Annotated in this window: 21 protein-coding genes; 17 read left to right on the forward strand and 4 right to left on the reverse strand. The window is 40.5% G+C overall.

Annotation, left to right across the window (positions count from 1 at the left end; translation table 11 throughout):
* The first annotated feature begins 33 nt into the window (after window positions 1-33).
* From NSS87_RS05455 to NSS87_RS05490, 8 genes are all read left to right on the forward strand, one after another.
* Complete coding sequence (locus tag NSS87_RS05455) at window positions 34-276, forward strand: twin-arginine translocase TatA/TatE family subunit (RefSeq protein WP_042185275.1); 243 nt, start codon at window positions 34-36, stop codon at window positions 274-276.
* 150 nt (window positions 277-426) lie between these two features.
* On the forward strand, window positions 427-1,194 hold the full coding sequence (gene tatC / locus NSS87_RS05460) for a twin-arginine translocase subunit TatC (RefSeq protein ID WP_339245385.1): 768 nt from the start codon (window positions 427-429) through the stop codon (window positions 1,192-1,194).
* 438 nt (window positions 1,195-1,632) lie between these two features.
* Window positions 1,633-1,914, forward strand: coding sequence for a co-chaperone GroES (gene groES / locus NSS87_RS05465; protein ID WP_036676506.1), 282 nt, complete (start codon window positions 1,633-1,635; stop codon window positions 1,912-1,914).
* Between the two features lie 78 nt (window positions 1,915-1,992).
* Window positions 1,993-3,621, forward strand: a complete 1,629-nt coding sequence (groL, locus tag NSS87_RS05470; protein ID WP_042185277.1) for a chaperonin GroEL — start codon at window positions 1,993-1,995, stop codon at window positions 3,619-3,621.
* Between the two features lie 276 nt (window positions 3,622-3,897).
* Window positions 3,898-5,028 (forward strand): ROK family protein, encoded by a 1,131-nt coding sequence (locus NSS87_RS05475; RefSeq protein WP_339245387.1) that lies wholly within the window; start codon window positions 3,898-3,900, stop codon window positions 5,026-5,028.
* Window positions 5,029-5,048: 20 nt separating this feature from the next.
* Window positions 5,049-5,771 (forward strand): 6-phosphogluconolactonase, encoded by a 723-nt coding sequence (locus tag NSS87_RS05480; protein WP_339245389.1) that lies wholly within the window; start codon window positions 5,049-5,051, stop codon window positions 5,769-5,771.
* A gap of 14 nt (window positions 5,772-5,785) precedes the next feature.
* The gene (locus NSS87_RS05485; RefSeq protein WP_042185284.1) at window positions 5,786-6,697 is read left to right on the forward strand and encodes an ROK family protein; all 912 of its coding nucleotides are present in this window, start codon (window positions 5,786-5,788) and stop codon (window positions 6,695-6,697) included.
* Between the two features lie 5 nt (window positions 6,698-6,702).
* On the forward strand, window positions 6,703-8,088 hold the full coding sequence (locus tag NSS87_RS05490; protein ID WP_339245391.1) for an alpha-galactosidase: 1,386 nt from the start codon (window positions 6,703-6,705) through the stop codon (window positions 8,086-8,088).
* A 69-nt stretch (window positions 8,089-8,157) separates the two neighbouring features.
* Here NSS87_RS05490 and NSS87_RS05495 read toward each other — a convergent pair whose 3' ends face one another.
* Both NSS87_RS05495 and NSS87_RS05500 read right to left on the reverse strand, forming a co-directional pair.
* On the reverse strand, window positions 8,158-9,141 hold the full coding sequence (locus NSS87_RS05495; protein WP_339245394.1) for a tRNA-dihydrouridine synthase: 984 nt from the start codon (window positions 9,139-9,141) through the stop codon (window positions 8,158-8,160).
* 44 nt (window positions 9,142-9,185) lie between these two features.
* On the reverse strand, window positions 9,186-11,462 hold the full coding sequence (locus NSS87_RS05500) for an AraC family transcriptional regulator (protein ID WP_339245396.1): 2,277 nt from the start codon (window positions 11,460-11,462) through the stop codon (window positions 9,186-9,188).
* A 249-nt stretch (window positions 11,463-11,711) separates the two neighbouring features.
* Here NSS87_RS05500 and NSS87_RS05505 point away from each other — a divergent pair, with 249 nt between their 5' ends.
* The 5 genes from NSS87_RS05505 to NSS87_RS05525 all read left to right on the forward strand — a co-directional run bounded on the left by NSS87_RS05505 (window position 11,712) and on the right by NSS87_RS05525 (window position 17,014).
* Entirely contained in the window at window positions 11,712-12,635 is a 924-nt protein-coding gene (locus NSS87_RS05505) for an ABC transporter permease subunit (protein WP_339245399.1), read from the forward strand.
* 14 nt (window positions 12,636-12,649) lie between these two features.
* On the forward strand, window positions 12,650-13,546 hold the full coding sequence (locus tag NSS87_RS05510) for a carbohydrate ABC transporter permease (RefSeq protein WP_042185294.1): 897 nt from the start codon (window positions 12,650-12,652) through the stop codon (window positions 13,544-13,546).
* A 72-nt stretch (window positions 13,547-13,618) separates the two neighbouring features.
* On the forward strand, window positions 13,619-15,226 hold the full coding sequence (locus NSS87_RS05515; protein WP_339245401.1) for an extracellular solute-binding protein: 1,608 nt from the start codon (window positions 13,619-13,621) through the stop codon (window positions 15,224-15,226).
* Window positions 15,227-15,306: 80 nt separating this feature from the next.
* Window positions 15,307-16,119, forward strand: a complete 813-nt coding sequence (locus NSS87_RS05520; RefSeq protein WP_339245402.1) for an MBL fold metallo-hydrolase — start codon at window positions 15,307-15,309, stop codon at window positions 16,117-16,119.
* 31 nt (window positions 16,120-16,150) lie between these two features.
* Window positions 16,151-17,014 carry a DMT family transporter gene (locus NSS87_RS05525; RefSeq protein ID WP_042185300.1) on the forward strand — a complete coding sequence of 288 codons (864 nt, stop codon included), beginning with the start codon at window positions 16,151-16,153 and terminating at the stop codon, window positions 17,012-17,014.
* Window positions 17,015-17,165: 151 nt separating this feature from the next.
* On the opposite strand, the gene NSS87_RS05530 is transcribed toward NSS87_RS05525, so the two are convergent.
* Window positions 17,166-18,143 (reverse strand): tRNA-dihydrouridine synthase, encoded by a 978-nt coding sequence (locus NSS87_RS05530; RefSeq protein WP_339245406.1) that lies wholly within the window; start codon window positions 18,141-18,143, stop codon window positions 17,166-17,168.
* A gap of 250 nt (window positions 18,144-18,393) precedes the next feature.
* On the opposite strand from NSS87_RS05530, the gene NSS87_RS05535 reads away from it, so the two are divergent.
* Window positions 18,394-20,619, forward strand: coding sequence for an S-layer homology domain-containing protein (locus NSS87_RS05535; protein WP_339245408.1), 2,226 nt, complete (start codon window positions 18,394-18,396; stop codon window positions 20,617-20,619).
* A 139-nt stretch (window positions 20,620-20,758) separates the two neighbouring features.
* A complete protein-coding gene (locus NSS87_RS05540; RefSeq protein WP_042185304.1) occupies window positions 20,759-21,967 on the forward strand; it encodes an MFS transporter in 1,209 nt (402 codons plus the stop codon).
* Between the two features lie 122 nt (window positions 21,968-22,089).
* On the opposite strand, the gene NSS87_RS05545 is transcribed toward NSS87_RS05540, so the two are convergent.
* A complete protein-coding gene (locus NSS87_RS05545; protein ID WP_339245413.1) occupies window positions 22,090-22,569 on the reverse strand; it encodes a hypothetical protein in 480 nt (159 codons plus the stop codon).
* Between the two features lie 463 nt (window positions 22,570-23,032).
* On the opposite strand from NSS87_RS05545, the gene deoC reads away from it, so the two are divergent.
* Together deoC and NSS87_RS05555 are read left to right on the forward strand one after the other, a co-directional pair.
* Window positions 23,033-23,698 (forward strand): deoxyribose-phosphate aldolase, encoded by a 666-nt coding sequence (gene deoC, locus NSS87_RS05550; RefSeq protein ID WP_076283948.1) that lies wholly within the window; start codon window positions 23,033-23,035, stop codon window positions 23,696-23,698.
* 55 nt (window positions 23,699-23,753) lie between these two features.
* Window positions 23,754-24,530: a DeoR/GlpR family DNA-binding transcription regulator gene (locus NSS87_RS05555; protein WP_042185310.1), complete on the forward strand. Its 777-nt coding sequence runs from the start codon at window positions 23,754-23,756 to the stop codon at window positions 24,528-24,530.
* Window positions 24,531-24,544 lie beyond the last annotated feature (14 nt).

Raw genomic sequence — 24,544 nt, forward strand, 5'->3', positions numbered from 1 at the left:
CATGATCGGATAGACGGACAAGGAGGAATAATAATGTTTAGTGGAATTGGTACTCCGGGTATTATCTTGTTGGTTATACTGGCACTGCTCCTCTTTGGACCGAATAAACTGCCAGAGTTAGGCCGCGCAGTTGGACGAACCTTCCGTGAATTTAAGGAAGGCGCACGTGAAATCATTGGTGATGGTGATCCGGTGAAGAAGAGCGAAGCTCCTGTGCCGACGGCCCCGCAGACGGTCGCTGCAGATATTCCTCAGGACAAACGCCTGCCGGAATAATAAAAGATTTAACAATGGGGCAATCTCTCAAGTCTAATAGACTTAGGAGATGTCCCTTTTTCAATTTGGTTGCTGCTTTCTGCAGAAACGGGCACAGCTATACATAAAGTCGGTGTGGCGTTTCTATTCTTGTCATGGGATGGTGTCAGGATGTCTCTCGAATCGGAAGAAATGTCGGTGGTGGATCATCTCACCGAGCTACGTAAACGGATTATTTATGTGCTGATTGTATTTATTTTGGGATTGGTAGGGGGGCTGTTCTGTGCCAAGCCAATCTACGATTATTTAATTAGTACAGATCTAGCGCAAGGTTTTGTTCTGCATGCGTTCTCATTCTGGGATGGTATCGGAATGTATATGAAGATCGCAATGGCGGTTTCATTAGTCATTTCAGTTCCTTTTATTGCTTACCAGCTGTGGGCGTTTATTAGTCCGGGCTTACGACCGGAAGAGCGTAGTGCAACACTACGTTATGTACCCTATGTTTTTGTTCTTTTTCTAATCGGTCTTTCTTTTGCTTATTATGTTGTATTTCCAATGGCGCTTTCGTTCACAATCTCTATCACCCGGAGTATGGGACTGGAAGAGACCTACGGAATTGCGCAATATTTCAACTTCATGTTCAGTCTGGTGCTACCTTTAGCGCTGCTGTTTGAGCTACCGCTGTTGGTGATGTTTCTGACAAAACTGAGGGTTCTTAACCCGATACGCTTGCGTAAAATGCGTCGATACGCTTATTTCACGCTTGTCTTTATTGCTGTAGTCATCACTCCTCCGGACTTCATCTCAGACTTTCTGGTGACGATTCCACTGCTTGTGTTGTATGAGTTTAGCGTATTCCTGTCCGCCTTCGTCTATCGCAAACAGCTTGCTGCGGATGCGGCAAGGGAAGCTCAGTACACCAAGAGTGAGGAATGATGATAAGAGGGCTGTCACTAAGTAGATTTTTCTACGAAAGAGACAGTTCTTTTGTTTTAAACCCCTGTTTTTTGAAATGTTCGGGCGTAGGTGGTACAGTTGAGACTACTGAAATCATACGCATATTTTCACACCCTGTGGATAGAATGTATAGAGTGTGTGCCTAGGACAACCAGTGAAACGTTATTTTTTACGAAAACAAATGCGAATTTGTGTAAAAGGACTTGAAATCCGGGCTCAAGTTGAGTATCATAAAAATTGTTGTTAGCACTACAAGCTGTCGAGTGCTAATGCTTATGGAAAATATGAGATGGACCAGATATTCATAGCGTCCAATTGATATTTTTCATAAACACCAGAGATTTTGAAGTAAGACAGGTAAGTTCTAAACTATGTTTTGAAGCAAAATAACATAATTTTAAAGGAGGCTATTTTTTCATGATCAAACCTTTAGGTGAACGCGTATTGGTGCTACCGAGCGAGCAGGAGGAAACCACTTCATTCGGGATTGTGCTTCCGGACTCCTCGAAAGAAAAGCCACAAGAAGGAACTATTATTGCAGTAGGTAGCGGAGCTTTGAAAGATGGAGTACGTGTAGCGCTCGAAGTAAAAGAAGGCGACCGTGTTCTTTTCTCTAAATATGCAGGAACAGAAATCAAATACGAAGGTAAAGAATATTTGATTATGAAAGAAAGCGACATTCACGCGATTCTTGACTAAGCGAGAGTCGATTATAAGCTAAATCTAAACTACTTAAAGTAACGTGATATACAAAAAATTCTAGGAGGTAATTACACAATGGCTAAAGAAATTAAATTTAGTGAAGAAGCACGCCGCTCTATGTTGCGCGGTGTAGATGCTTTGGCAAATGCGGTAAAAGTTACACTTGGACCAAAAGGTCGCAACGTGGTACTTGAGAAGAAATTTGGTAGCCCGCTTATCACTAACGATGGTGTAACTATCGCTAAAGAAATCGAACTTGAAGATGCATTCGAGAACATGGGTGCTCAACTGGTTAAAGAAGTTGCTACTAAGACTAACGATGTAGCCGGTGACGGTACTACAACTGCAACGGTTCTGGCACAAGCTATGATCCGTGAAGGTCTGAAGAACGTAACTGCAGGCGCTAACCCAATGGTTATTCGCAAAGGGATCGACAAAGCAGTTCGTGCAGCAGTTGAAGAATTGCAAAAAATCGCTAAGCCAATCGAAGATTCCCAAGCTATCGCTCAAGTAGCTGCTATCTCTGCTGCTGACGAAGAAGTGGGCCAATTGATTGCTGAAGCTATGGAAAAAGTAGGTAAAGACGGTGTTATCACTGTTGAAGAATCCCGTGGATTCGCTACTGAACTTGAAGTCGTAGAAGGTATGCAGTTCGACCGCGGTTACATTTCCCCGTACATGATTACTGATACGGACAAAATGGAAGCTGTTCTGGAGAACCCATACATCTTGATCACTGATAAAAAAATCAGCAGCACTCAAGAAATCCTTCCATTGCTTGAAAAAATCGTTCAACAAGCTAGACCGCTTGTTATTATCGCTGAAGATATCGAAGGCGAAGCACAAGCCATGTTGATCGTGAACAAACTGCGTGGAACATTCAACGCTGTTGCTGTTAAAGCTCCTGGCTTTGGCGACCGCCGCGAAGCTATGCTGCAAGATATCGCTGCCCTGACTGGTGGTCAAGTGATCACTGAGAAGCTCGGACTTGATCTGAAGAGCACTTCCATTGAACAACTGGGTAACGCACGTCAAGTACGCGTAACTAAAGAAAACACAACAATCGTAGACGGAAGCGGTGACAAAGCGGACATCAATGCTCGCGTAAGCCAAATTCGTGCTCAACTGGAAGAAACAACTTCCGAGTTCGACAAAGAAAAATTGCAAGAGCGTTTGGCTAAATTGGCTGGCGGCGTAGCCGTTGTCAAAGTTGGCGCTGCAACTGAAACTGAATTGAAAGAGCGTAAACTTCGCATCGAAGACGCCCTGAACGCAACTCGCGCTGCGGTTGAAGAAGGTATCGTTTCTGGTGGTGGTACAGCTCTTGTGAACGTATATAATGCTGTTGCTGCTGTAGATGTAACTGGCGACGAGAAAACAGGCGTTAACATCGTGCTTCGCGCGCTCGAAGAACCAGTTCGTACCATTGCAGCTAACGCTGGTCAAGAAGGTTCCGTTATCGTGGATCGCTTGAAAAAAGAAGCTATCGGCATCGGCTACAACGCTGCTACTGGCGAGTGGGTGAACATGTTCGAAGCGGGTATCGTTGACCCTGCTAAAGTAACTCGTTCCGCGCTTCAAAATGCTGCATCCGTAGCTGCTATGTTCTTGACTACTGAAGCAGTAATTGCTGACAAGCCAGAACCAGAAAAACCAGGTATGCCTGATATGGGCGGCATGGGTGGAATGGGCGGCATGATGTAATTAAGGCTGATAAAGCCTTGAAATAGGTTGGATTAGAAGCCTCTCGTGAGTTCATTGAACTCATGAGAGGCTTCTTTTTGTGGCGTACCAAATGCACGCCTAGTTGGTGATAATAAGATAGAGTACAGATAAATTTAAGGAAGTTAAATAAATACACTTGAACGTTCACTACAGTGAATATATAATAAATTCAAGAGGTCAGTGCTGACCTGATTTTTTTGATTAATTATTTAACTTCATTTATTAATTATATTAATAATATAACGAGGAGGACATATGAAATCATTTTTGCCCAATGATATTAAAGATGAGAATAGAAAAATAGTCTTCGATATTTTGCTTCAATATCCTGAACTGGCGAAAGTCGAGATCACAGAAAAAACGGCAATGAGCTTTGTTACTGTAAGCAAGATAGTTACCTTTTTTGAACAGATTGGTTTATTGACCGTCACTGGTGAAAGTCGAGAAGGATCTGGTGGCTTGGGAAGAAAACGTACGGTTTACAGATTTAATGAAAACAGCTATACGACAATCGGAATACAGATTATTGGCAACACGATTACAGCGGTACTTATTAATCTGCACGGCAAGATTATAGATTCGTATTCGATTGAAACAGATATTCCGTTCTATAGCCAGCAGTTCACTTCGATATTCATAGAGATTGTGGAGCATTTGAAGAGTAAAGCGAAGGAAACGGATAGTGTTGTCTTGGGGATTGGTATTGGCGTTGATGGTGCGATCAATACAAGAAAGAAAACGATCCGGATGAGAACGCATCACAATAAAGAAAACGACTTTAAGTATGAAACGATTATTGAAACTCTTAAGAGCGAAGTGAACTTGCCCATTCTTCTGGAGAATGATGTGAACGCAGCGACTGTGGCGGAATTTCGGAATCTTGAAAACTCGGATCAAGCACTGACGAGTCTCGTTCATGTTGCTGCAGGTGATGGGGTCGGGGGCGGCTTGATTATTAACAAAGAGCTTCACCGCGGCGTTAATGCAAGTGCGGGTGAGCTGGAGTATATGTGCTTTGATTCAGAATATAAAAGGACTCCATCTTCAGTCGGTTGGCTGGAAAGCAAATTAGCTATTAAGTATTTGTTAAGCACATATGATTTGAATTCAACGAATGACGTAGAAGCTTGCATTGATTATGTTTCGAAGAATCTGGCATTAACGATTACCAATATGATCAGCATCTTGGATATCGACCAGGTCATTATTAGCGGTAAAACGGTAGCGCTGTTTCCGGAACGTATATTGGACCGCACGAAAAGCTATGTCGAGCAATATACGGAGTGGACTCCTCAAATTTCGGTGAGTAAGTTACATCAATCAACAGCAATGGGAGCAGCTATACTTATTCTCCAGCAAGAGATGATAAATGTTATTTCGGAGTAAACAAGAAGGAAGTGAGCAACATGATCAAAATCTTTGAGAATGAAGAGGAAGTAGCAAACGAAATTGCCAGAGAGATGAAAGATCATTTATTTACTGATCAGCATCCCGTGTTCTGCCTGGCTTCAGGGAGTACTCCACAAAAAAGCTATCAGAAATTTTCCAATGATGCGGGCCTCCAATTGAAAATCAAGAGGCTTAATATCGTTAGCTTGGATGAATGGGTTGGCATTGACAAAAGCTCTGAAGGAAGCTGCTATCAGATGTTGAATCAAGATCTGTTCTCACAGATTTCACTGGATAGCAGACAGATTGTGTTTTTTGATGGAACATCGCCGGATATGAAGCAGGAATGCTTGCGAATTGATCACTTTATCGAGCAACACCCAATTACATTCAGTTTGATGGGCGTAGGTATGAATGGACATATCGGATTAAATGAACCGGGTAGCCCAGTATTAAATTACAGCAGTATTGTGGAGCTGTCGGAAACAACAAAGACTGTCGCTCAAAAATATTTTCATGAGCAGACTGAATTAAAGCAAGGCATTACATTAGGTTTGGAACAGATTGCAAGTAGTAAAAGAGTGGTTATCGTCATAACTGGAGAGCACAAAGCTGAAATCGTGAAGGAGATTTTCACAAACTCTGACGCACGGCTGCCTGCTCAGCAATTGCTCGGCTATGATCATATAGATTTCTTTTTAGATGCTGCAGCCGCCAAATATATGGATCAGTCATCATAGTTGAGGAGCGTAATATGGGTAACTTCGTTATTGGTGTTGATATTGGAGGTACAAATATAAGGGTTGGATTAGTGAATGAGCACCTTGAACTTGTTCGGAAGGAGTCGGCATTAACAAGAGATTTCCAAAATGCTGACGAAATTTTCAAAACCGTCAAGGAAATGACAGCGAAAGTCGATCATGAACAGCTAGCAAGCAAGATAGGTATTGTATTGCCGATTCCTTGGAATGATCAAACACAGTTTATTCGAGATATAACCAATATCCCTTGCCTAGAGAATGTTAGTATCGAAACTATCAGGGCGTTCTTTCCGAATTATGAAGTGTTTTTTGAGAATGATGTAAACGTGATCACAGTGCTTGAATCGGATCATGGAGCTGCCAAGCCGTATAATCAATCCATTTATATAACGGTTAGTTCAGGAATTGGATGCGGTATCATACTTGATAAGAAAATTATTCAAGGAGCTCATGGATATGCGGGCGAGATCGGAAGCATGATTATTTCCGACAGCAAAAGAAACCATTCAACGTTGTATAACGGCACTTTGGAATCCCTATGCAGCGGCATTGCTCTTGAAGCGGAAAGCAAGTTTTTATATGGCATTGATGCCACGTCGAGTTTGTTATTTGAAAGATATCATATGGGAGATCGGCAAGCGATTGAAGTGATCGACAGATGGGTTGAGTACTTTTCCAACGCAATTGTTTCTTTGATGCAAACAATTGATCCAAATATTTTTGTTATCGGAGGAGCGGTCATTCATCACAACCAGTGGCTGATTGATAGAGTGATAGAAAGCGCTAAAAAGAAAGTCCTTCCACATTTAAAAGAGAACATTAAAATCGTGTTGACTGAATTTGGACCTGACGCCGGAATTATTGGTGCTGGCTATAACGTATATAAAAAGGAAAAAGGAGCTTGAAGACAATGAAAAAGTTGAAGGTTGCGTTAATCGGAGCAGGAAGTGTTTCCTTTGGGCTAGGAGCACTTCAAGATATGGTGTTGTCAGAACGTTTAAAAAATCAAGTAGAGCTCGAAATCGCGCTTATGGACATTGTAGAAGAAAATGTGAATAGAACATACAAGTATGCAACCGAAATGTTCACGGCATTTTCTCATCCTGCGAAGATTTGGCAAACGACGAATTTGGAAGATGCATTAAGAGATGCTGACTTCTCCATCGTTGCGATTGAGGTAGAGAGATATCACTACTGGTCACAAGACTTCCATATCCCACGGCGTTACGGCAGCAAGCAGCTATATGGTGAGAACGGCGGTCCAGGATCAATGTTCCACACTTTGAGAAATCTAGGTCCGATGTTGGAAATTGCAAAGACAATGGAGAAGGTGTGTCCAAATGCTTGGCTAATCAATTACACGAATCCGGAAGCGAAATTGGTGGAAGCGATCTCCAAATTAACTTCAATCAAAGTGGTAGGCTTATGCCATGGTTTAGACATCGGTATTCATCAGCTAGCTGAATTTCTGGAGATGGATGGTAAAGATATCGCTGTTGAAGGCGGCGGATTGAACCACTTTGGCTTCTTCACGAAGATCTGGAACAAGAATACGGGAGAGGATTTATACCCTCGACTCCATGAAAAAGAAAAGATAGCTAACCGTTTGGCACAATTTGATCATGTTGGATTATCCAGAACGTTGTATCGAACGTATGGCTACTTCCCTTATCCGGGTACTAACCATTGCGGCGAGTATATTTCTTGGGCAGAAGATTTCTATGCTGGACTACCCCTGCAGTTCCGTTACGATCCAATAAGTGAGCAGCTATGGAAGAAAGATTCTAGAACACCTGAATTTGTATACTGTGCAAGTGGCAGTACTTTAGATAAAGGCTTGTTCGAAAAAACAATGAACCAAGAGCTCTGGATAGAGCAAGCTTATACGTTCGATAAAGAAAAGGTTCAAATTAGTAATGAATATGCAGTGCCAATTATTGAAGCGATCTTCTTCGAAGATGAAATCGAGTTGAATGCTGTTAATATGCAAAACAATGGCGCTATTAAAGGACTTCCAGATGATATGGTCGTTGAAACACAAGCGATCGTTAACAAAAATGGTATCGAATTTAAGCCAATGACGGTTGAACTGCCAACTGCCATTATCGGAACGATCCATATCCAAGGTACAATCCATAAGCTGTTACTTGAGGCGTTTGTTGAAGAGTCGAGAACAAAATTGCTGCAAGCGATTCTGCTTGATCCGCAAGCTCCAACCTATTATCAAGCTTGTGCGATGATCGATGAGATGTGTGAGCTGCAAAAAGAATTGCTGCCAAAGCTTGAGTGGAATTAGGTTATCTTTAATAAAAAAGGCCTCCGTCTGATGAAATTCAGAACTGAGGCCATTATTTTTTATTACGAATTACTCTAATTCTTTATCTAAGAAAGGTTGCACCAATCGCCGCACCTCATCGGTTGAATTCGTCTCCATCAATTGATTTCTTAGTTCGTCGGCACCATCAAATCCACGAATATAGATTTTGAAGAAGCTCCGAAGTGGATTAAATAGACGTGGTTCATGTTCTTTTGAATATTTATCGTGAAGATCTAAATGAAAAAGTAGTAAATGAAGAAGTTCCTCCACACTATGTTCTTTAGATTCTAGTTCAAAAGCGTATGGATTCTTGAAAATACCTCGGCCAATCATGACACCATCCACGCCGTATTGTTCGACTAATTTCAAGCCTGTTGCACGGTCAGGAATATCTCCGTTAATCGTTAACAACGTATTTGGAGCAATTTCATCGCGTAATTGTTTGATTTCAGGGATAAGCTCCCAGTGTGCATCTACTTTACTCATCTCTTTTTTTGTACGAAGGTGAATGGAAAGATTCGCAATATCTTGTTTGAATATATGTGTTAGCCACTCGCGCCACTCATCAATTTCACTATAACCCAATCTTGTTTTTACACTAACTGGTAAGCCACCTGCTTTAGTCGCTTTAATAATTTCTGCTGCCACTTCAGGATGTCGAATTAATCCAGCACCTTTTCCATTGGTTGCGACGTTTTTTACTGGGCATCCCATGTTTATATCGATACCACGAAAACCAAGCTCTTTCATATCCATGCTCATTCGTTCAAAATACTCTGGGTTATTGCCCCAAATATGAGCGACCATCGGTTGTTCATCTTCCGTGAACTTTAATCGAGTAAGCACACTTTCTTTTACTTTTACTTTAGGGTGACAGTAATATTCTGTATTTGCGAATTCCGTGAAAAACACATCCGGTTTTGCAGCTGCACTAACCACGTGACGAAATACAACATCTGTGACATCTTCCATAGGTGCCAATATAAAAAACGGCTTTGGTAAATCAAGCCAAAAATTTTGTTCGTTACTCATTAAGTTCTCCTTCTTTTACAACATTTTGCCCATCATACATAGTATCATTTTTTTTCGCTTGCTGCACAAAATTGTAGAGGGTCTCTTTTTTTTCTATAATCGCTCGGGGTTATACCAGTACTATTCTTAAATAAACGATAAAAATACGAACTACTAGTAAATCCAGTTTTTTCTGCGATATCAACAATGGTACATTCAGAGGTCTTCAACAGCTCTTTGGCTTTATTCAACCGCATTTCACTAATTATATCGGGTAGTGCTTTTGTAGTTAATTGTTTATATAACCGGCTCAAATAGATTGGAGACATCGAGAGCTCGTCTGCAATTGAATTTATGCACAGGTTGGAATTGCTATAATCTCGCTCAATAATTTGATGTACTTTTCTAATGAGATCTTCTTGTTTTGTACTTCTTTTCTCTTCGAGTTTTTCACTTATTTCTTCAAATATCTTGAAATATGGAGTGTTGATTTCTTCCATGGTTTCAACATGATTTGGTAGTAAGAACGTTGTATCGAATTCGGGTAATGTTAAAATCGCATTGTTCTTTTTTAATGTTCGCAAGACGTTATTAACAGTAAGTGCTAAATGCGATACGACAAGTTGAACAACGGTAAAAGAATATTCTGATATTTCTCCTACGATATCAATATAGATGCTCCGTGCCTTTTCCGCATTTCCTGACATCAAGGATTCAATGAACTGTTTTTCTTTGTGAACTGGAAACATATATTCTTTGGTTTTTAAGTTCATAATGTCAACCGAAAAGAGGATGCTACCGTATCCTTTGAATAATCGATGGTAAGAAGCCTCAAGTACTTGCTTGTAGACTAAGATGCATTGCTCAATGGATTCCTTCACAGGACTAAAGGTAATCGTGATGGATAATTTTAAATGTTTGGCGATTGACAATTGCATAAGCTCTGCCATTTCAATCAGCGAATCCCGTTCCGTTATATAAAGCGGATCATGGAAGTTTAGCAAAAGTAAAAGACTATCATCCCCCATATCAATGGCTTCGACTTGAAAGATCGGTGAGGAAATTTCTGTACAAATGTTCATTATGGCATATTTGAGCAATTTTATATCTTCTTTGTATTTCTCGAGGACTGTGGGGAATTGATCGATCCTTATCAAAACAATCAGTGATTTATTATTAACCATAAGCTCTGAATTGAAGTAATGTAATTTCTGTTGTAATACCTCAGCATTATTCGTTTCTCTACCTAAAATCGTATTTCTAAGGAAATCCTGCTTGAGAATATGCTGATGGTTACGTCTTTCTGTTTCCAGGGTTTTGAACTTGCGTATGACTTTGTCAATCGGGCGATATACGCTATGGGATAAAGTTAACGAAATCAACAATCCTAAGAGAAGAATGCCAATACAGATAAATAATATTCGATACCTCATTTCATTTATTTCTTGAGTGATATTGCTATAAGGGGTAATCCGAACATATTTCCAGCCTAATGAATCGGGTGTAGTAAACGTTATTAAAGATTTAACTCCATCCACAGTGTCTACAAAATATGTAGATTCTGAAGTATCCTGAATAATTTTCTGTATATAGGTTTTATCAGATATATCAGTTAGCATCTCTTGCTTATCACTACTGGAATATAATATTCCATCCTGATTAATGATAAACGTGTTATTCTCCGAGATCTCTTTCTCCGACTGATCCATTCGCAGGCCTAACCATGATGCCGAGATATTGACAACAACAGCTGTATTTAAATCTTTATTATCATCAATGACGCTATAACATAAGTAAGTGTAGCTTGATACTGGAGTGGTCTGAACCGAACCGATGTTATAGGTTCTGGGAATCGGTTGAAAGGGGCGATGTTCTTTGAATTTCATAAAAAGGTCTAGAATTCCATCATCATCCAGTTCGGACTTCGGTTGAATTCCGCTTCGTGAATTATTGGAACTAATATAGAACTGATTGGATTTCGCATTATATACATAAATGGATTCAATGAATGGTAAGGATGCGCGATAGTTATCAAGTTGTTGCTGTGCAAAAATGACATCATAGATATTCAAGTCCGCATAATACAACAACTTAGATACCGCAGAATCATAGTAAATCTGGGAGGACAGTGAGGTAACAGTCTCTGTCATAGTAGATAATTGCGTTTTAATTTGATTTAGACTATTTGAATCGGAACGATAAACTTGTTTAAGTGCGATGCTTGTAAAGTTCATATAAAGAATAGTTGAAGTTATCAAAAGGGTAATAACAACACATCCAATAGAGCCAAGGAGTATTCGGCTGTAAACTTTTTTATGCTCTTTAGACCAATGTTTTATCATTTGTTGAAACCCCTTTCATCGCTGGTCTGAGTATAAATCATCAGTCTGGTGCTTTCAATCAAATTTATAAATCCAGCAGCCGAAATTAGGTTAAATGTAGTGAATATTCACAAAAGTACAGAAATTTCATACTTCACAAATACCGAGATTACAGCAATGTGTATCATTGTACAGTATATTATCGAATCCGCTTCTTCTATGATTTGGAAGTAAGATTCACGAGCAATTCTATTCAGGAGGAGGTCAGTCATGTTTAAGAAGAAAGGTTTTTTTTATGAATTAAATAAGAATAAAATCATGTTTTTGATGATAGCACCGACACTGATTTTTTTCTTAATAAATTCTTATGCTCCAATGGTCGGCATCTATTATGCATTCACAAGTTATGATTTTGCAGGTGGTTTATTTGGAAGTCCGTTTGTAGGATTAGACAATTTTAAATTTTTAACGCAATCTGGAATTCTGTTGAAGTTGACAATCAATACGCTTGGATACAACGTGGTTTTTATCATATTAGGTAACGTGGTATCTATAGGGGCAGCAATCCTATTAAGTGAAGTCCGAGGGAAGCTATTTAAAAAGTTATCACAATCCATTATGTTTCTACCCTACTTCGTTTCGTTTGTTCTGATTAGTGTTTTAGCGTTTAACATGTTTAATGCTGATTCTGGTTTTGTTAATCAGTTACTCAAATCGTTCGGATTGGATCCAGTAGACATATACAATACACCATGGCTCTGGCCATTTCTGATTACAGCATTTTATTTATGGAAGAACCTGGGTTATTCCATGGTCATTTATCTTGCATCCATCATGGGAATTAGCGATGAGTATTACGAAGCTGCCAAAATTGATGGTGCAAATATTTTTCAGCGAATCTGGTATATTACCATACCTATGCTGAAGTCAACATTTATCATTCTGCTCTTATTTGCACTCGGAAGCATTATGAAAGGTCAATTCGATCTGTTCTATCAGCTTGTCGGGAACAACGGAGTGCTCTTCAACGTTACGGATATTGTAGATACTTACGTTTATCGATCTTTGAAAGTTAATTTTGATATTGGTATGGCAACTGCTGCTGGTTTGTATCAGTCTATCTTCGGATTTGTAATGATTATGACAGTGAATTATATCATCAAGAAAATTAATGATGACTACGCATTGTTCTAAAGTAGGGAGGAGGGATTACATTGGATGACAACATTCTAAGTTCTAGAGTTTTCCGCATGATGGCTTACCTGATTATTATGATTTTTTCTTTGCTCTGTCTCTTTCCTTTCCTTCTGATCATTTCAGGCTCATTGACAGCCAATGAATCCATTATTCGCGACGGTTTTCACTTGATTCCTAAAGTGTTCTCGCTGGAAGGTTATGAAATGGTATTTATCTTTCCAACTCAGCTAATCAAGGCTTATGGTGTAACGATTTTTGTAACTGTGATTGGAACGTTGGTGGGATTGTTTCTTATTACGATGGCGGGTTACGTTCTGCAGAGGAAAGATTTCAAGTATCGCAATCATTTGTCCTTCTTCATTTATTTCACAACGCTGTTTGGAGGGGGGCTTGTGCCCTGGTACATCATGCTGACTACATACTTTGGGCTGGCAGACACCTATGCCGTACTGATATTACCTGGTCTTATGACACCTTTTCTCATTATTTTAATGAAAAACTTTATCAAATCTGCGATTCCGGAAGAATTATTCGAATCGGCCAAAATCGATGGCGCGAACGACTTTAGGATCTACTACAGTATCGTGCTGAAGCTTGCTATGCCTGGCATAGCGACTGTAGGTCTGTTCCTTGCTCTGACGTACTGGAACGACTGGTTCATGTCTTCTTTGTTCATTAATGACGTTAGCATGTATCAGCTTCAATACTACTTGTATAACACGATCAATACCATGATGTTCGTTTCTCAAATGGCCACTGGAACCGGTGTAACCCTAGGGCGTGACATTCCGACAGAGTCGACCAAGATGGCAATGGCGATCGTCGTTACTGGACCCATTATTTTCTTATATCCGTTTGTGCAGCGATATTTTGTGAAGGGATTAACGATTGGTGCAGTGAAGGGTTAGTACCGAAAGCAAACGAAGGGAACTCGTATGCGATCGGCTGACATAGATCATTTAATTAAGGGGAGGGTTAGTATGAGAAAAGGAAAAAAGAAATTGTTAACGATCGGCACTTCTTTATTCTTAACTGCAAGTTTGTTTGCTGGCTGCAGTAGTAATAGCACGAATACTAAGGAGGCATCGTCAGAATCAACAACGAATTCGAATTCGAATTCGAATACCAGTACTCCAGCACCAGAAGCATCAGAAGCGACTGGAATCGACACATCCAAGAAAGTAGAGCTTCAGTTCTATATGCTGGGCGATGCCCCAAAGGATTTAAATCTCATTCAGGATGAAGTTAACAAAATGGCATTAGAAGATTTGAATGCAACCGTCAAATTCAACTTCACAACCTGGACAGACTGGGAGTCGAAGTATAAGCTTCTGTTGTCCTCAGGGCAGCCGATTGACCTGATCTTTACGGCAGAATGGACAAATTACCAGTCATATGCGGTGAAAGGGGCTTTCCTTCCGCTAGATGATCTCCTACCGAAGGCTGCACCTAAGCTACAAGCATATGTACCACAGGATTTCTGGGAAGCAGTCAAGGTTGACAAGAAAATTTACACCGTTCCAGCTATCTGGAAGGAGTATGTAAATGATGGTATTGCCTATCGGGAAGATTTGCGTAAAAAGTATAATTTGCCAAAGCCGGAATCACTCGAAACGCTAGAGCAGTATTTGGATGGCATACGCAAGAATGAACCGGATATGCTACCTCTGGCGGATACTGAGGTTAGTCATGTAGATTCCATCCGTCAAATGACTACTAAAACTGTGAATACCAACGATAAAGTTCCATATGGACTTAGCATCATGTATGACACTCCAAGAGACGTAACCAGCTATTGGGGCTCTCCGCAGCATTTGGAAGATTTAAAAATGTTCAGGAGTTGGCAAGAAAAAGGGTACTTTATGAAGAATATGCTGAACATTAAAGATAGCGGTAGTGATATATTTGCTGCCGGTAAAGCCGCAGCAATTTTGGGAAGTGAGAATCCTAACCGCTTTGGTGATGCTGTTGTCAAAGTGAAATCACTGCATCCGGATTGGGAGCTAGGCTATTCCCCGTATCCGAACATGAAAGGATTCTCTTCACCCGTTCACCCGATTCATAATGGCTTTGCAGTTCCACGCAGCAGCAAAAACCCAGAGAGAGCTCTTGCTTTCTATGAGAAATTGGTCACGGATAAACGCTACAATTGGCTGACGCAATACGGTATTGAAGGCAAGCATTTTGAAATTGAAGATGGGAAATATTATAAAATGCTTGGTGATGCCCAATCAAATGGATTCACAAGAGAAGGTATGAATGGATGGGCATGGAGAAATCCGGAGTTCATGTTGTTTGATAAGAGCTATCAAGCTGTGTTAGACATGTTCGATGAAATGGATAAGATAGCAAAACCGAATATTTTCCAAGGTTTCGGAGAGGATTGGACGTCTTATCAAGCAGAGAAGGCGGCCCTTCTACAAGTTGAAAAGCAATACTTATATCCTTTGAATGATGGTATGGTTAAGGATGTTGAAGCCGGCTTGAAGTTATTTATGGAAAAGGCGAAAAAAGCTGGTCTCGATAAAATTCAAGCGGAATACACGAAGCAATGGTTGCAGTATTTGGATGATGCAAATATTAAGTGAGTGAGCCAGTTTAGAGTGTTACTCGTAGAGAACAACAGGATTAACCTCCTGTTGTTCTCTACTACAAGGGTGGTATATTTATGAAGGTTCTTTTTCATGGAACGGCTGCATTTGAAGGGATTCCCTCGTTATTCTGTCATTGCGAGACTTGCAAGCATGCCAAAGTACGTGGTGGAAAAAATATTCGTACACGCACTTCGGTCTTGATTGATGAAATACTTAAGATTGATTTTCCGGCGGACACCTTACATCATTCCATTCGTGATTCTGTAGATATGGATAAGGTTCGCGATTTATTGTTTACACATTCACATTCCGATCATTTGTATCCTGAAGATTTACTGATTCGTGCGCTTGGTTATGCTCAATTTAATGAAGAGGAAGAACTTCATCTATACGGTCATGATTTGCCTATTAAGCACTGTAGTCAATTGCTTGCCACGGAAAGGCATCGCTTCCAACTTCACAACTTGAGGCCCTTTGAAACCGTACAAACACAAACAGCTACGATTACGCCATTGCTTGCCAATCATGATTCTAAAGAAACTTGTTTATTGTATTACATAGAAAAGGATGAAAAAGCCATTTTCTATGGTCACGACAGCGGTTGGTTTCCCAAACAGACTTGGGACTGGTTGAAAGGGAAAAAACTGGATCTTGCTATTCTAGAATGTACGACTGGGAATGCCCCAAATTGTGAAGTTCACATGAATGTTGAAGATACTCTAAAAACACGGGAATGGTTAATCGAGAATTTTGTTATGAAAGCAGAAGGGCGAATCGTAGTCACTCATTTCTCTCATAATGCTCATCTGTTGCATGAAGATTTGGTTCATATTTTTGAGCCGAATGGGATTACAGTAGCATTTGATGGGATGCAACTGGACATATGAGTTAGCGCATAAGTGAAATGAGGATATTTCTATGATTTCAATGGCATTCTTTTTAGTTTTATTTTCAGGTATTACCCATGCGGTATGGAACCTATTTACAAAGAGAAGTCTGAATAAATACGTATTTCTCTGGTCGATTCATATTGTTGGTACACTTGCTCTATTACCTTATTTTATTATTGAGCTGCTTCAAGTTGAGCTTCATGCGGAGACACTTGGCTATATGGCGATATCTGCTTTATTTCAAGGGTCGTACTTCATTTTCCTCTCTAAATCGTATTCCTATGGTGATTTATCGCAGACCTATCCAATCATGCGAGGGACTGGTGTCATGCTAGTGACCTTGTTAAGTGTTGTGTTATTCGGGGATTCCTTAACTCTAGTAGGCTGGATAGGCTTTTGTTGTATCATAGTAGGGCTCTTTATTATTAGTGGAATCGTTAATCGTCATGCAAATCAAGGGAAAACGACTCATTCTATATCCATTTTTTATGCAATTGTAGTAGGGATGTGTGTTGCAGGCTATACATTAATGGACAAACTAATTGTCCAGCAATTATCTCCACTATCAACGCTTGAATTATCCAATATTAATTATGTAATCGTCGCTTTCTTCATGGTCATAAGAGCCGGTCGTGCACAAATTATAAGAGAATGGCAACAAAACTGGAAAATGATCTTGATTGGTTGTATTTGCTCGCCAGCTTCTTATTTTATGTTTCTGATGGCAATGAAGCTTGCTCCACTAGCTTCAATTGCACCAATACGAGAAATTGGAACGGTTGTAGGTACGATTCTTGGCATACTTGTACTAAAAGAGAAGCAAGGAGTGCGAAGAATTATCATGTCGGCTGTGATTACCTGTGGGATCATCTCCATTGCCATATGGGGATAAGTTGATTTTACTAGAATTGAGGACTACGTTCTGACCGTATAGGGTAAAAATGAAAGGCCTCTCGTAGGAATACGAGAGGCCTTTCATTCTGTTAAGCATCAGATAGTTTTATACTGTCTAATTGACGGGGCAATTCACAGGTGAATATGCCTCATTCTAATTCTTGTTCTAAAACAGTTTTTACTAAACGACGTACTTCATCTGTTGATCTTGTATCCATTAATTGGTTTCTTAATTCGCTTGCGCCTCTAAATCCACGAACATAGATTTTGAAAAAGCGAAGAAGTGGTTTAAATGAACGTGGCTCGAGTTCATTTGAATATTTATCGTGAAGATCCAACTGTAATAGAAGTAAATTGAGAAAATCCTTTGGACTATGTTCTTTAGGTTCTTTTTCAAAAGCAAATGGATTGGTGAAGATGCCGCGGCCAATCATGACACCATCAACGCCGTATTGCTCAACTAACTTTAATCCTGTTGCGCGGTCCGGGATATCTCCATTTATAGTTAATAACGTATTTGGAGCAATTTCATCGCGTAATTTTTTTATTTCAGGGATTAACTCCCAGTGTGCATCTACTTTACTCATTTCTTCTTTTGTACGAAGGTGAATGGAAAGATTCGCAATATCTTGCTTTAATATATGTGTTAACCAATCCCGCCACTCATCAATCTCAGAGTAACCCAATCTTGTTTTAACACTAACCGGCAATCCACCGGCTTTTGTTGCTTGAATAATTTCTGCTGCAACCTCAGGATGTAGTATTAATCCAGCACCTTTACCATTGGCTGCGACGTTTTGTGCGGGGCATCCCATGTTTAAATCGATACCGCGAAAACCAAGTTTTTTCATATCAATACTCATCTGTTCAAAAAATACAGGTTTATCACCCCAAATATGAGCGACAATTGGTTGCTCATCTTCTGTGAAAGTTAATCGACCACGTACACTGTCTTTTCCTACAGGATGACAATAGCTTTCTGTATTAGTGAATTCTGTGAAAAACACGTCGGGTTTGGCAGCTTCACTAATGACGTGACGAAATACAACATCTGTGACATCTTCCATTGGTGCTAATATAAAAAACGGCTTCGGTAAATCAAGCCAAAAGTTTTGTTCGTTACTCATATTATCTCCTCTTGTTGCGATATATAAAAACATATAAGTTATAGCAAAGACCTTTTACCCAACATACATATTATCATTTTTTTTCGTTTGATGCACAGAATCAATGATGTGAGCGACAGCTATGTTTGTGGTGGTAGTATCCACCAGCATATAAGGCCATGGCTTATTTGTTTATAATCTGTTTATTGATCCTTGTTATAATCCTGTAGACAAACGACATAACGCATCCAATGAACAGGGGGACAAGCAAGTGAACAAAAAGCAATGGATAAGCTCTATATTGGCTGCTGCTGTATTATCAAGCCCTATCCTTATGCCGACCAAAGGATCGGCTGCCGCTTCCTTTATTGATATTGATGGCTCATATGCAAAGAAAGCGATTGTTGAGCTATTCGATCAGGGGATAGTGACCGGTGTTGAAGAGAGTAAGTTCTATCCTACGTCGAATATTACACGGCAGGATTTTGCAATTATTTTAGCAAAAACATTGAAGCTGGATGTTTCGAACCCTCCTGCGCTGCCAACCTTTCTGGACGTTCCCGCAAGCAACTACGCATACAGCTATGTAGAGGCAGCTGTCAAAGCCAGATTGATCAAGGGTACAGGCAGTAATCTTTTCGGTACGGGGCAAAATTTATCACGTCAGGATATGGTCGTCATGTTCGTGAGAGCATTGGGGGTCAATCCTACGGGTAAAGCTGGAACTTTGCAATTTGCTGATAGTAGCCAAATTGCTGATTATTCCAAAGATTTTATAGCTGCCGCTGTAGAATATGGATTGATTACTGGATATAATAATTTTTTTAATCCTGATGCCAAAGTAGATCGTCAGGCTGTAGCTCTAGTAGCCTCCAAGTTTTTGAAGTTTAAGGAGAACGGGAATACTGAGCAGCCAAGCTCCACACCAACTCCTCAGCCGGGTAAAGAAGTGGTAACAGTACCTACTCCTGTTGTTGGAGGGTCCTCCTCTTCACAAAGTGGGCATAGCAGCAATTCAGATATCAATGCACCTATGGTTGATAGCACCAAGTTCGAGGCGATCGATAACTACAACGGGACTCAAGATCAGCTTCGCGGTTTAGCGGGAGCCATTGGCGAGCAAGGAGCAGCAGTACAAGCCTACCTGTGGACGGATGCGAATGAGAACGGTGAAGTAGATGCCGATGAATTAGGAACAGCCATCGCATTAGGCACCAGCGAATCAGACGGATCTGTGAGTGCGGCCAATATTGGTGATCTGAACGCAGGAACGTATCGTTTTGTGATTACCGCTAAGGATTCATCAAATAATGAATCGGCGAAGGATGGTGCACATGCCGTTACGGTGACCTTGGGCAAGAACGAAGTTCCGGATACGACTGCACCGGTAGTGGACGCAGCCAAGTTCGAGGCGATCGATAACTATAACGGGACACATGATCAGCTTCGCGGGTTAGCGGGAGCAATCGGCGAGCAAGGAGCAGCAGTACAAGCCTACCTGTGGACGGATGCGAATGAGAACGGTGAAGTAGATGCCGATGAATTAGGAACAGCCATCGCATTAGGCACCAGCGAATCAGACGGATCTGTGAGTGCGGCCAATATTGGTGATCTGAACGCAGGAACGTATCGTTTTGTGATTACCGCTAAGGATTCATCAAATAATGAATCGGCGAAGGATGGTGCACATACCGTTACGGTGACCTTGAGCAAGAACGAAGTTCCGGATACGACTGCACCGGTAGTGGACTCAGCCAAGTTCGAGGCGATCGATAACTATAACGGGACACAAGATCAGCTTCGCGGGTTAGCGGGAGCAATCGGCGAGCAAGGAGCAGCAGTACAAGCCTACCTGTGGACGGATGCGAATGAGAACGGTGAAGTAGATGCCGATGAATTAGGAACAGCCATCGCATTAGGCACCAGTGAAGCAGACGGATCTGTGAGTGCGGCCAATATTGGTGATCTGAACGCAGGAACGTATCATTTCGTGATCACCGCTAAGGATTCAGCCAATAATGAATCGGCGAAGGACGCTGCACATGCCGTTACGATTGAGCTTATTAATGGTGTTCTGATCACACCTACGGTTACTAGCTCCATATATGGCTTTGACGGAGGTATTTCAAAAACAAAACAGCTGGTAACTGGTTCTACGCAACGGACCATTCGCTTTGACTTTTTTTCCGGAGAAACCTTTACGAATGCTGAAGTTCAGGTAACGATAGAAGGCATGACCTTTACCACAAATGACTACTATAACATTAGTGGGTGGTTAAATCTTACGAGTGATCAAATTAGCAATGATGGGCATACGCTGACTTTCACAGGAAGCAACAGAGGTGTTTCGGATATCGCGTTTCAACTTGAAAATAAAAAGATGCCGGCCCCTGGGACCTACCTCATTAAGTTCAAAGCAGATGCGGATGGACCCGGAACAGCCAGATCTTATTCCGAAGAACAAGTCATTACCTTAATTATTTTGCCTCCGGCCTAAACTAGAAGCTTCTCATGAGTTCATTGAACTTAAGGGAAGCTTCTTTTTATGAAAAATAGGATTGATCAATATAGTCTAAATGAGTATTATGAGTAGGTATGTTCTTATGAAAATAGAGATAAATAGGATGGAGAGCACGATGACAACATCACGACAGAACGCATTGATTTTCTCGTTTACTTTTATGGCGTTTATTCTGGGTACGACGGAGTATATTATCGTTGGTTTACTCTCGGAAATATCCTCGAGCCTCGGAGTAACGTTAGCGACAGCCGGGGGCTTGGTATCTGGTTTCGCGATCGCTTATGCCATTGGCACACCCATTATGATGTCTTTGTTCAGCCGTATCCCGAAACGGATTACGATTCTTGTATCGCTTGTATTGATTCTGCTGCTGAATTTGTGGAGTGCTATAACTGGAACCTACAGTATGCTGCTAGTGACTAGAATAGTTACTGCCGTACTATGTGGTTTTGTTCTTTCTGTAGCCATTACAGTAGCGAATGAAGCGGTGGACCCGGAGAAAAGAGGCAAAGCGATCGCTACAATTTTGAGCGGTTTCGCTGTTGCGAATGTATTTGGTGTACCGATCGGCACTTTTGTAGGGCAGTATTTCAACTGGCCTGCAGCATTTGTACTAAATGGGGTATTAGCCGGAATTGCCATAGCGCTAAATTATGCCTATATTCCACGCAAACTACCGAAGCCTGTGCCTAGCTCACTTAAGGATCAGATCGAACTGCTCACGAATGGACGCATTATTCTTGCGTTTCTCATTCCAGTTACGGCAGTGGGAGCGGTGTTTGTGATGTACACGTACATTACACCATTGCTGGAGCAAGTGATGAATATTCCTAAGAGCTCGGTTAGTGGCGTACTGTTTGTATACGGGATTGCCACGATTGTCAGCAACTGGATTGGAGGCAAGGTTGCAACCGGAAATGCGGTAAGTAAGCTTAGATTCGTATTTCTTATCCAAGCTGTGGTCTATATCATCTTTAGTTTGACCGCATCGATCTCGATTCTAGGAATGATCGTACTGATGATGCTAGCCGTAATGTCGAGTATTGTTAGCGCACCAGCTCAGCTCTATTTGATAGATTTGGCCAAGCAGTATTCACCAAGATCGAAGGACCTTGCTGCATCGTTGAATCCAGTAGCGTCTAACCTGGGAATCGCAGGAGGATCCGCGATTGGGGGAGTGGTTGCCCAGCATGGAGGATTAATCTCCCTTCCTATAGCTGCTTCCATCCTGGCGATATCGGCATGTGTGATTGCTTTGATATGTTATAAGTTGGATCAGCAAACTCAAGAAGGGGTTATTGCTCAGCATCATAACTTAACCTGAAGAGAAGTTATAGAGGTCGTCGGAAATAATCCGGCGGCCTTTTCGTATATCAACTAGTAATCTAGTAAAACAACACAAAAAATCCGTCGGAAGGAAAATTTCCATTGACGGATCGTGAGTTATTATATGCAAATCCAACCAAGGCCGGGGATTTCTTTCCAACTGCAGTTACCAGGGCCGCTGCCAGAACCACTACCAGAACCACTACCAGAACCACTACCAGGAGTAGCTGGCATTGTGGGAAACGGTCCTTCAGCCATGGATATCATTTTTACGTCAATGACAGCACTTTTGCCATCTGCAAATAGCACACTAATTGAATCAGTATTAACTGTATTGACATAGGCTACAACCTTTTGACCACTACTTAAGGTGAAAATCCCCCATTTTCCGAGGAAAGGTTGAATATCAGTGATGGTTAGATATGCAAATACCGGGCCACCACTAGAATGCGTCTGCATTCCTGGTTGTTGGGTGCCGCTTCCAGGATATATGGGCATGGGTCCGCCTGATTGCATGCCACCTGGAGTCATTGGTTGGAATGGGGGGGAACTACGACCTGGGCACACATAGTACGGATTTCTGAAGTAAAAATATCCCACTTATTAACCTCCTTAGATACCTCTAATTAACAGATACCTAAAGTCTATGCTCCTGCCTATGTATTGGTGTATGACACGAATAAGGGCTTCAACTTTACTTTAATTGACTATATTCATAATTGTGTTATAATTCAAACATATGTTATTAATATAACAATATATATATTGGTAATGTAACAAATGAAATATCCTGGAGTTATTAGAAGGAGGAGTGTGATTCAGAACAGTAGTTGTTCCTGTGAGTTATTGGGGGAAAACCTGATTTGTAGCGGAAACTGAGGAATTGCAACTTAAACCGATACATATTAGGAGCACTTATTAGTTGCAGTTGCACGCACCCAGAGCTCGGTTCTTCACCTTCAATGGCTATGGAAAAAATAGTTACATGTAGTGCAATAACAATTGTTAGAATATTAACATTTTAAACGTTTTATAATTAATTATTAAGGGAGAAGTGAACAGAATGGATGTTAAAGATATATTAGGAAAAGTAGATCATACCCTCCTTGATGTTACTGCTACATGGGATGATATAAAGAATTTATGTGATGATGCGATGAAATACCAGACGGCCAGTGTTTGCATCCCAAGTGCTTATGTTAGAGAAGCTGCAAATTATGTTGAAGGCAAAATAGCAATATGTACAGTTATCGGATTTCCGAATGGTTATAGTACACAAGCCGTTAAAGTATTTGAAGCAACGGATGCAATTACAAATGGAGCATCGGAAATTGATATGGTGATCAATGTGGGCTTCTTAAAAAGTGGACGTTATGAGGAAGTTTGCGACGAAATACGTGCCATTAAAAATGCATGTGGAAGTAGAGTATTAAAGGTTATTGTTGAAACCTGTTTGCTCACCCAAGAGGAAAAAGTGAAAGTATGTGAGCTTGTTACAAAAGCTGGTGCTGATTATATCAAAACATCCACTGGATTTTCAAAAGCTGGAGCAACTAAAGAGGATGTCAGCCTGTTTGCACAGAACATAGGTCAGAATGTGAAGATTAAAGCAGCTGGAGGCATTCGCTCTTTGGATGATGCTAAAGCATTTATCGATTTGGGTGCAGACCGTTTAGGAACTAGTGCCATAGTTAAAATTGTAAAAGGGCAGGAAGTATTGGGGTATTAGATATGGTATAATTCTGATAATTATACTTTATTATTAGTAGTTAGGATGAACCGGTATGGATAAGCAAGAGAGAGTAAATACAATTGTATCAATCCTAAAAAATAAAAGTGGCGCATCCATCAAAGAACTTTCACATCAACTTGATGTCACAGAAATGACTGTTCGCCGAGATATTAAATATCTAAAAGAAAATAAAATCGTTCAAGTTGTTTCAGGTGCGGTTATTTATAATGGTTCTGACCCAAATGAGAATAAACAAGATGAATATGATTTGACAACTCAAAAAAATAATCGAGCATCAGAAAAATATAATATAGGTAAGTTAGCAGCTTCACTAATCGAGCCTAACGATATTATTTTTATTGATATTGGTACAACAACCGCTCAAATCATCGAACATATTCCGTCAAATCATTCTGTAGAAATTGTTTGCTGCACTATGAACGCATTAATTGAGATTCATAAAAAAGGGTTTAAGGATTTTATTCTTATTGGTGGTCATTACCGTCCAGAACTTCAAATGTTTGAAAGCAGAGAAGGGTTGGATTTAATAAGTAGAACACGAACAACAAAAGCATTTATTTCTGCTGCTGGAGTTAATGCTAAATTAGGCATTACTTGCACGAACAGTTGTGAAGTGGACACAAAGAATGCGGCAATTAATTGTGCTCTTGAGAAAATTTTAGTGATTGATTCCTCTAAGTTTGATATGGTTAAATCCACTTACTTTGCTTCGTTAAATGATTTTGATGCGATTGTAACCGATAGAGGTTTATCAGAAGAGTGGATTGAGAAAATCAAACAATTAAATATTTCTCTTTATCTAGCTTAGAAATTCAGCGCGTG

This window comes from Paenibacillus sp. FSL F4-0243 (assembly GCF_037963295.1).
Taxonomy (GTDB): Bacteria; Bacillota; Bacilli; order Paenibacillales; family Paenibacillaceae; genus Paenibacillus_AQ.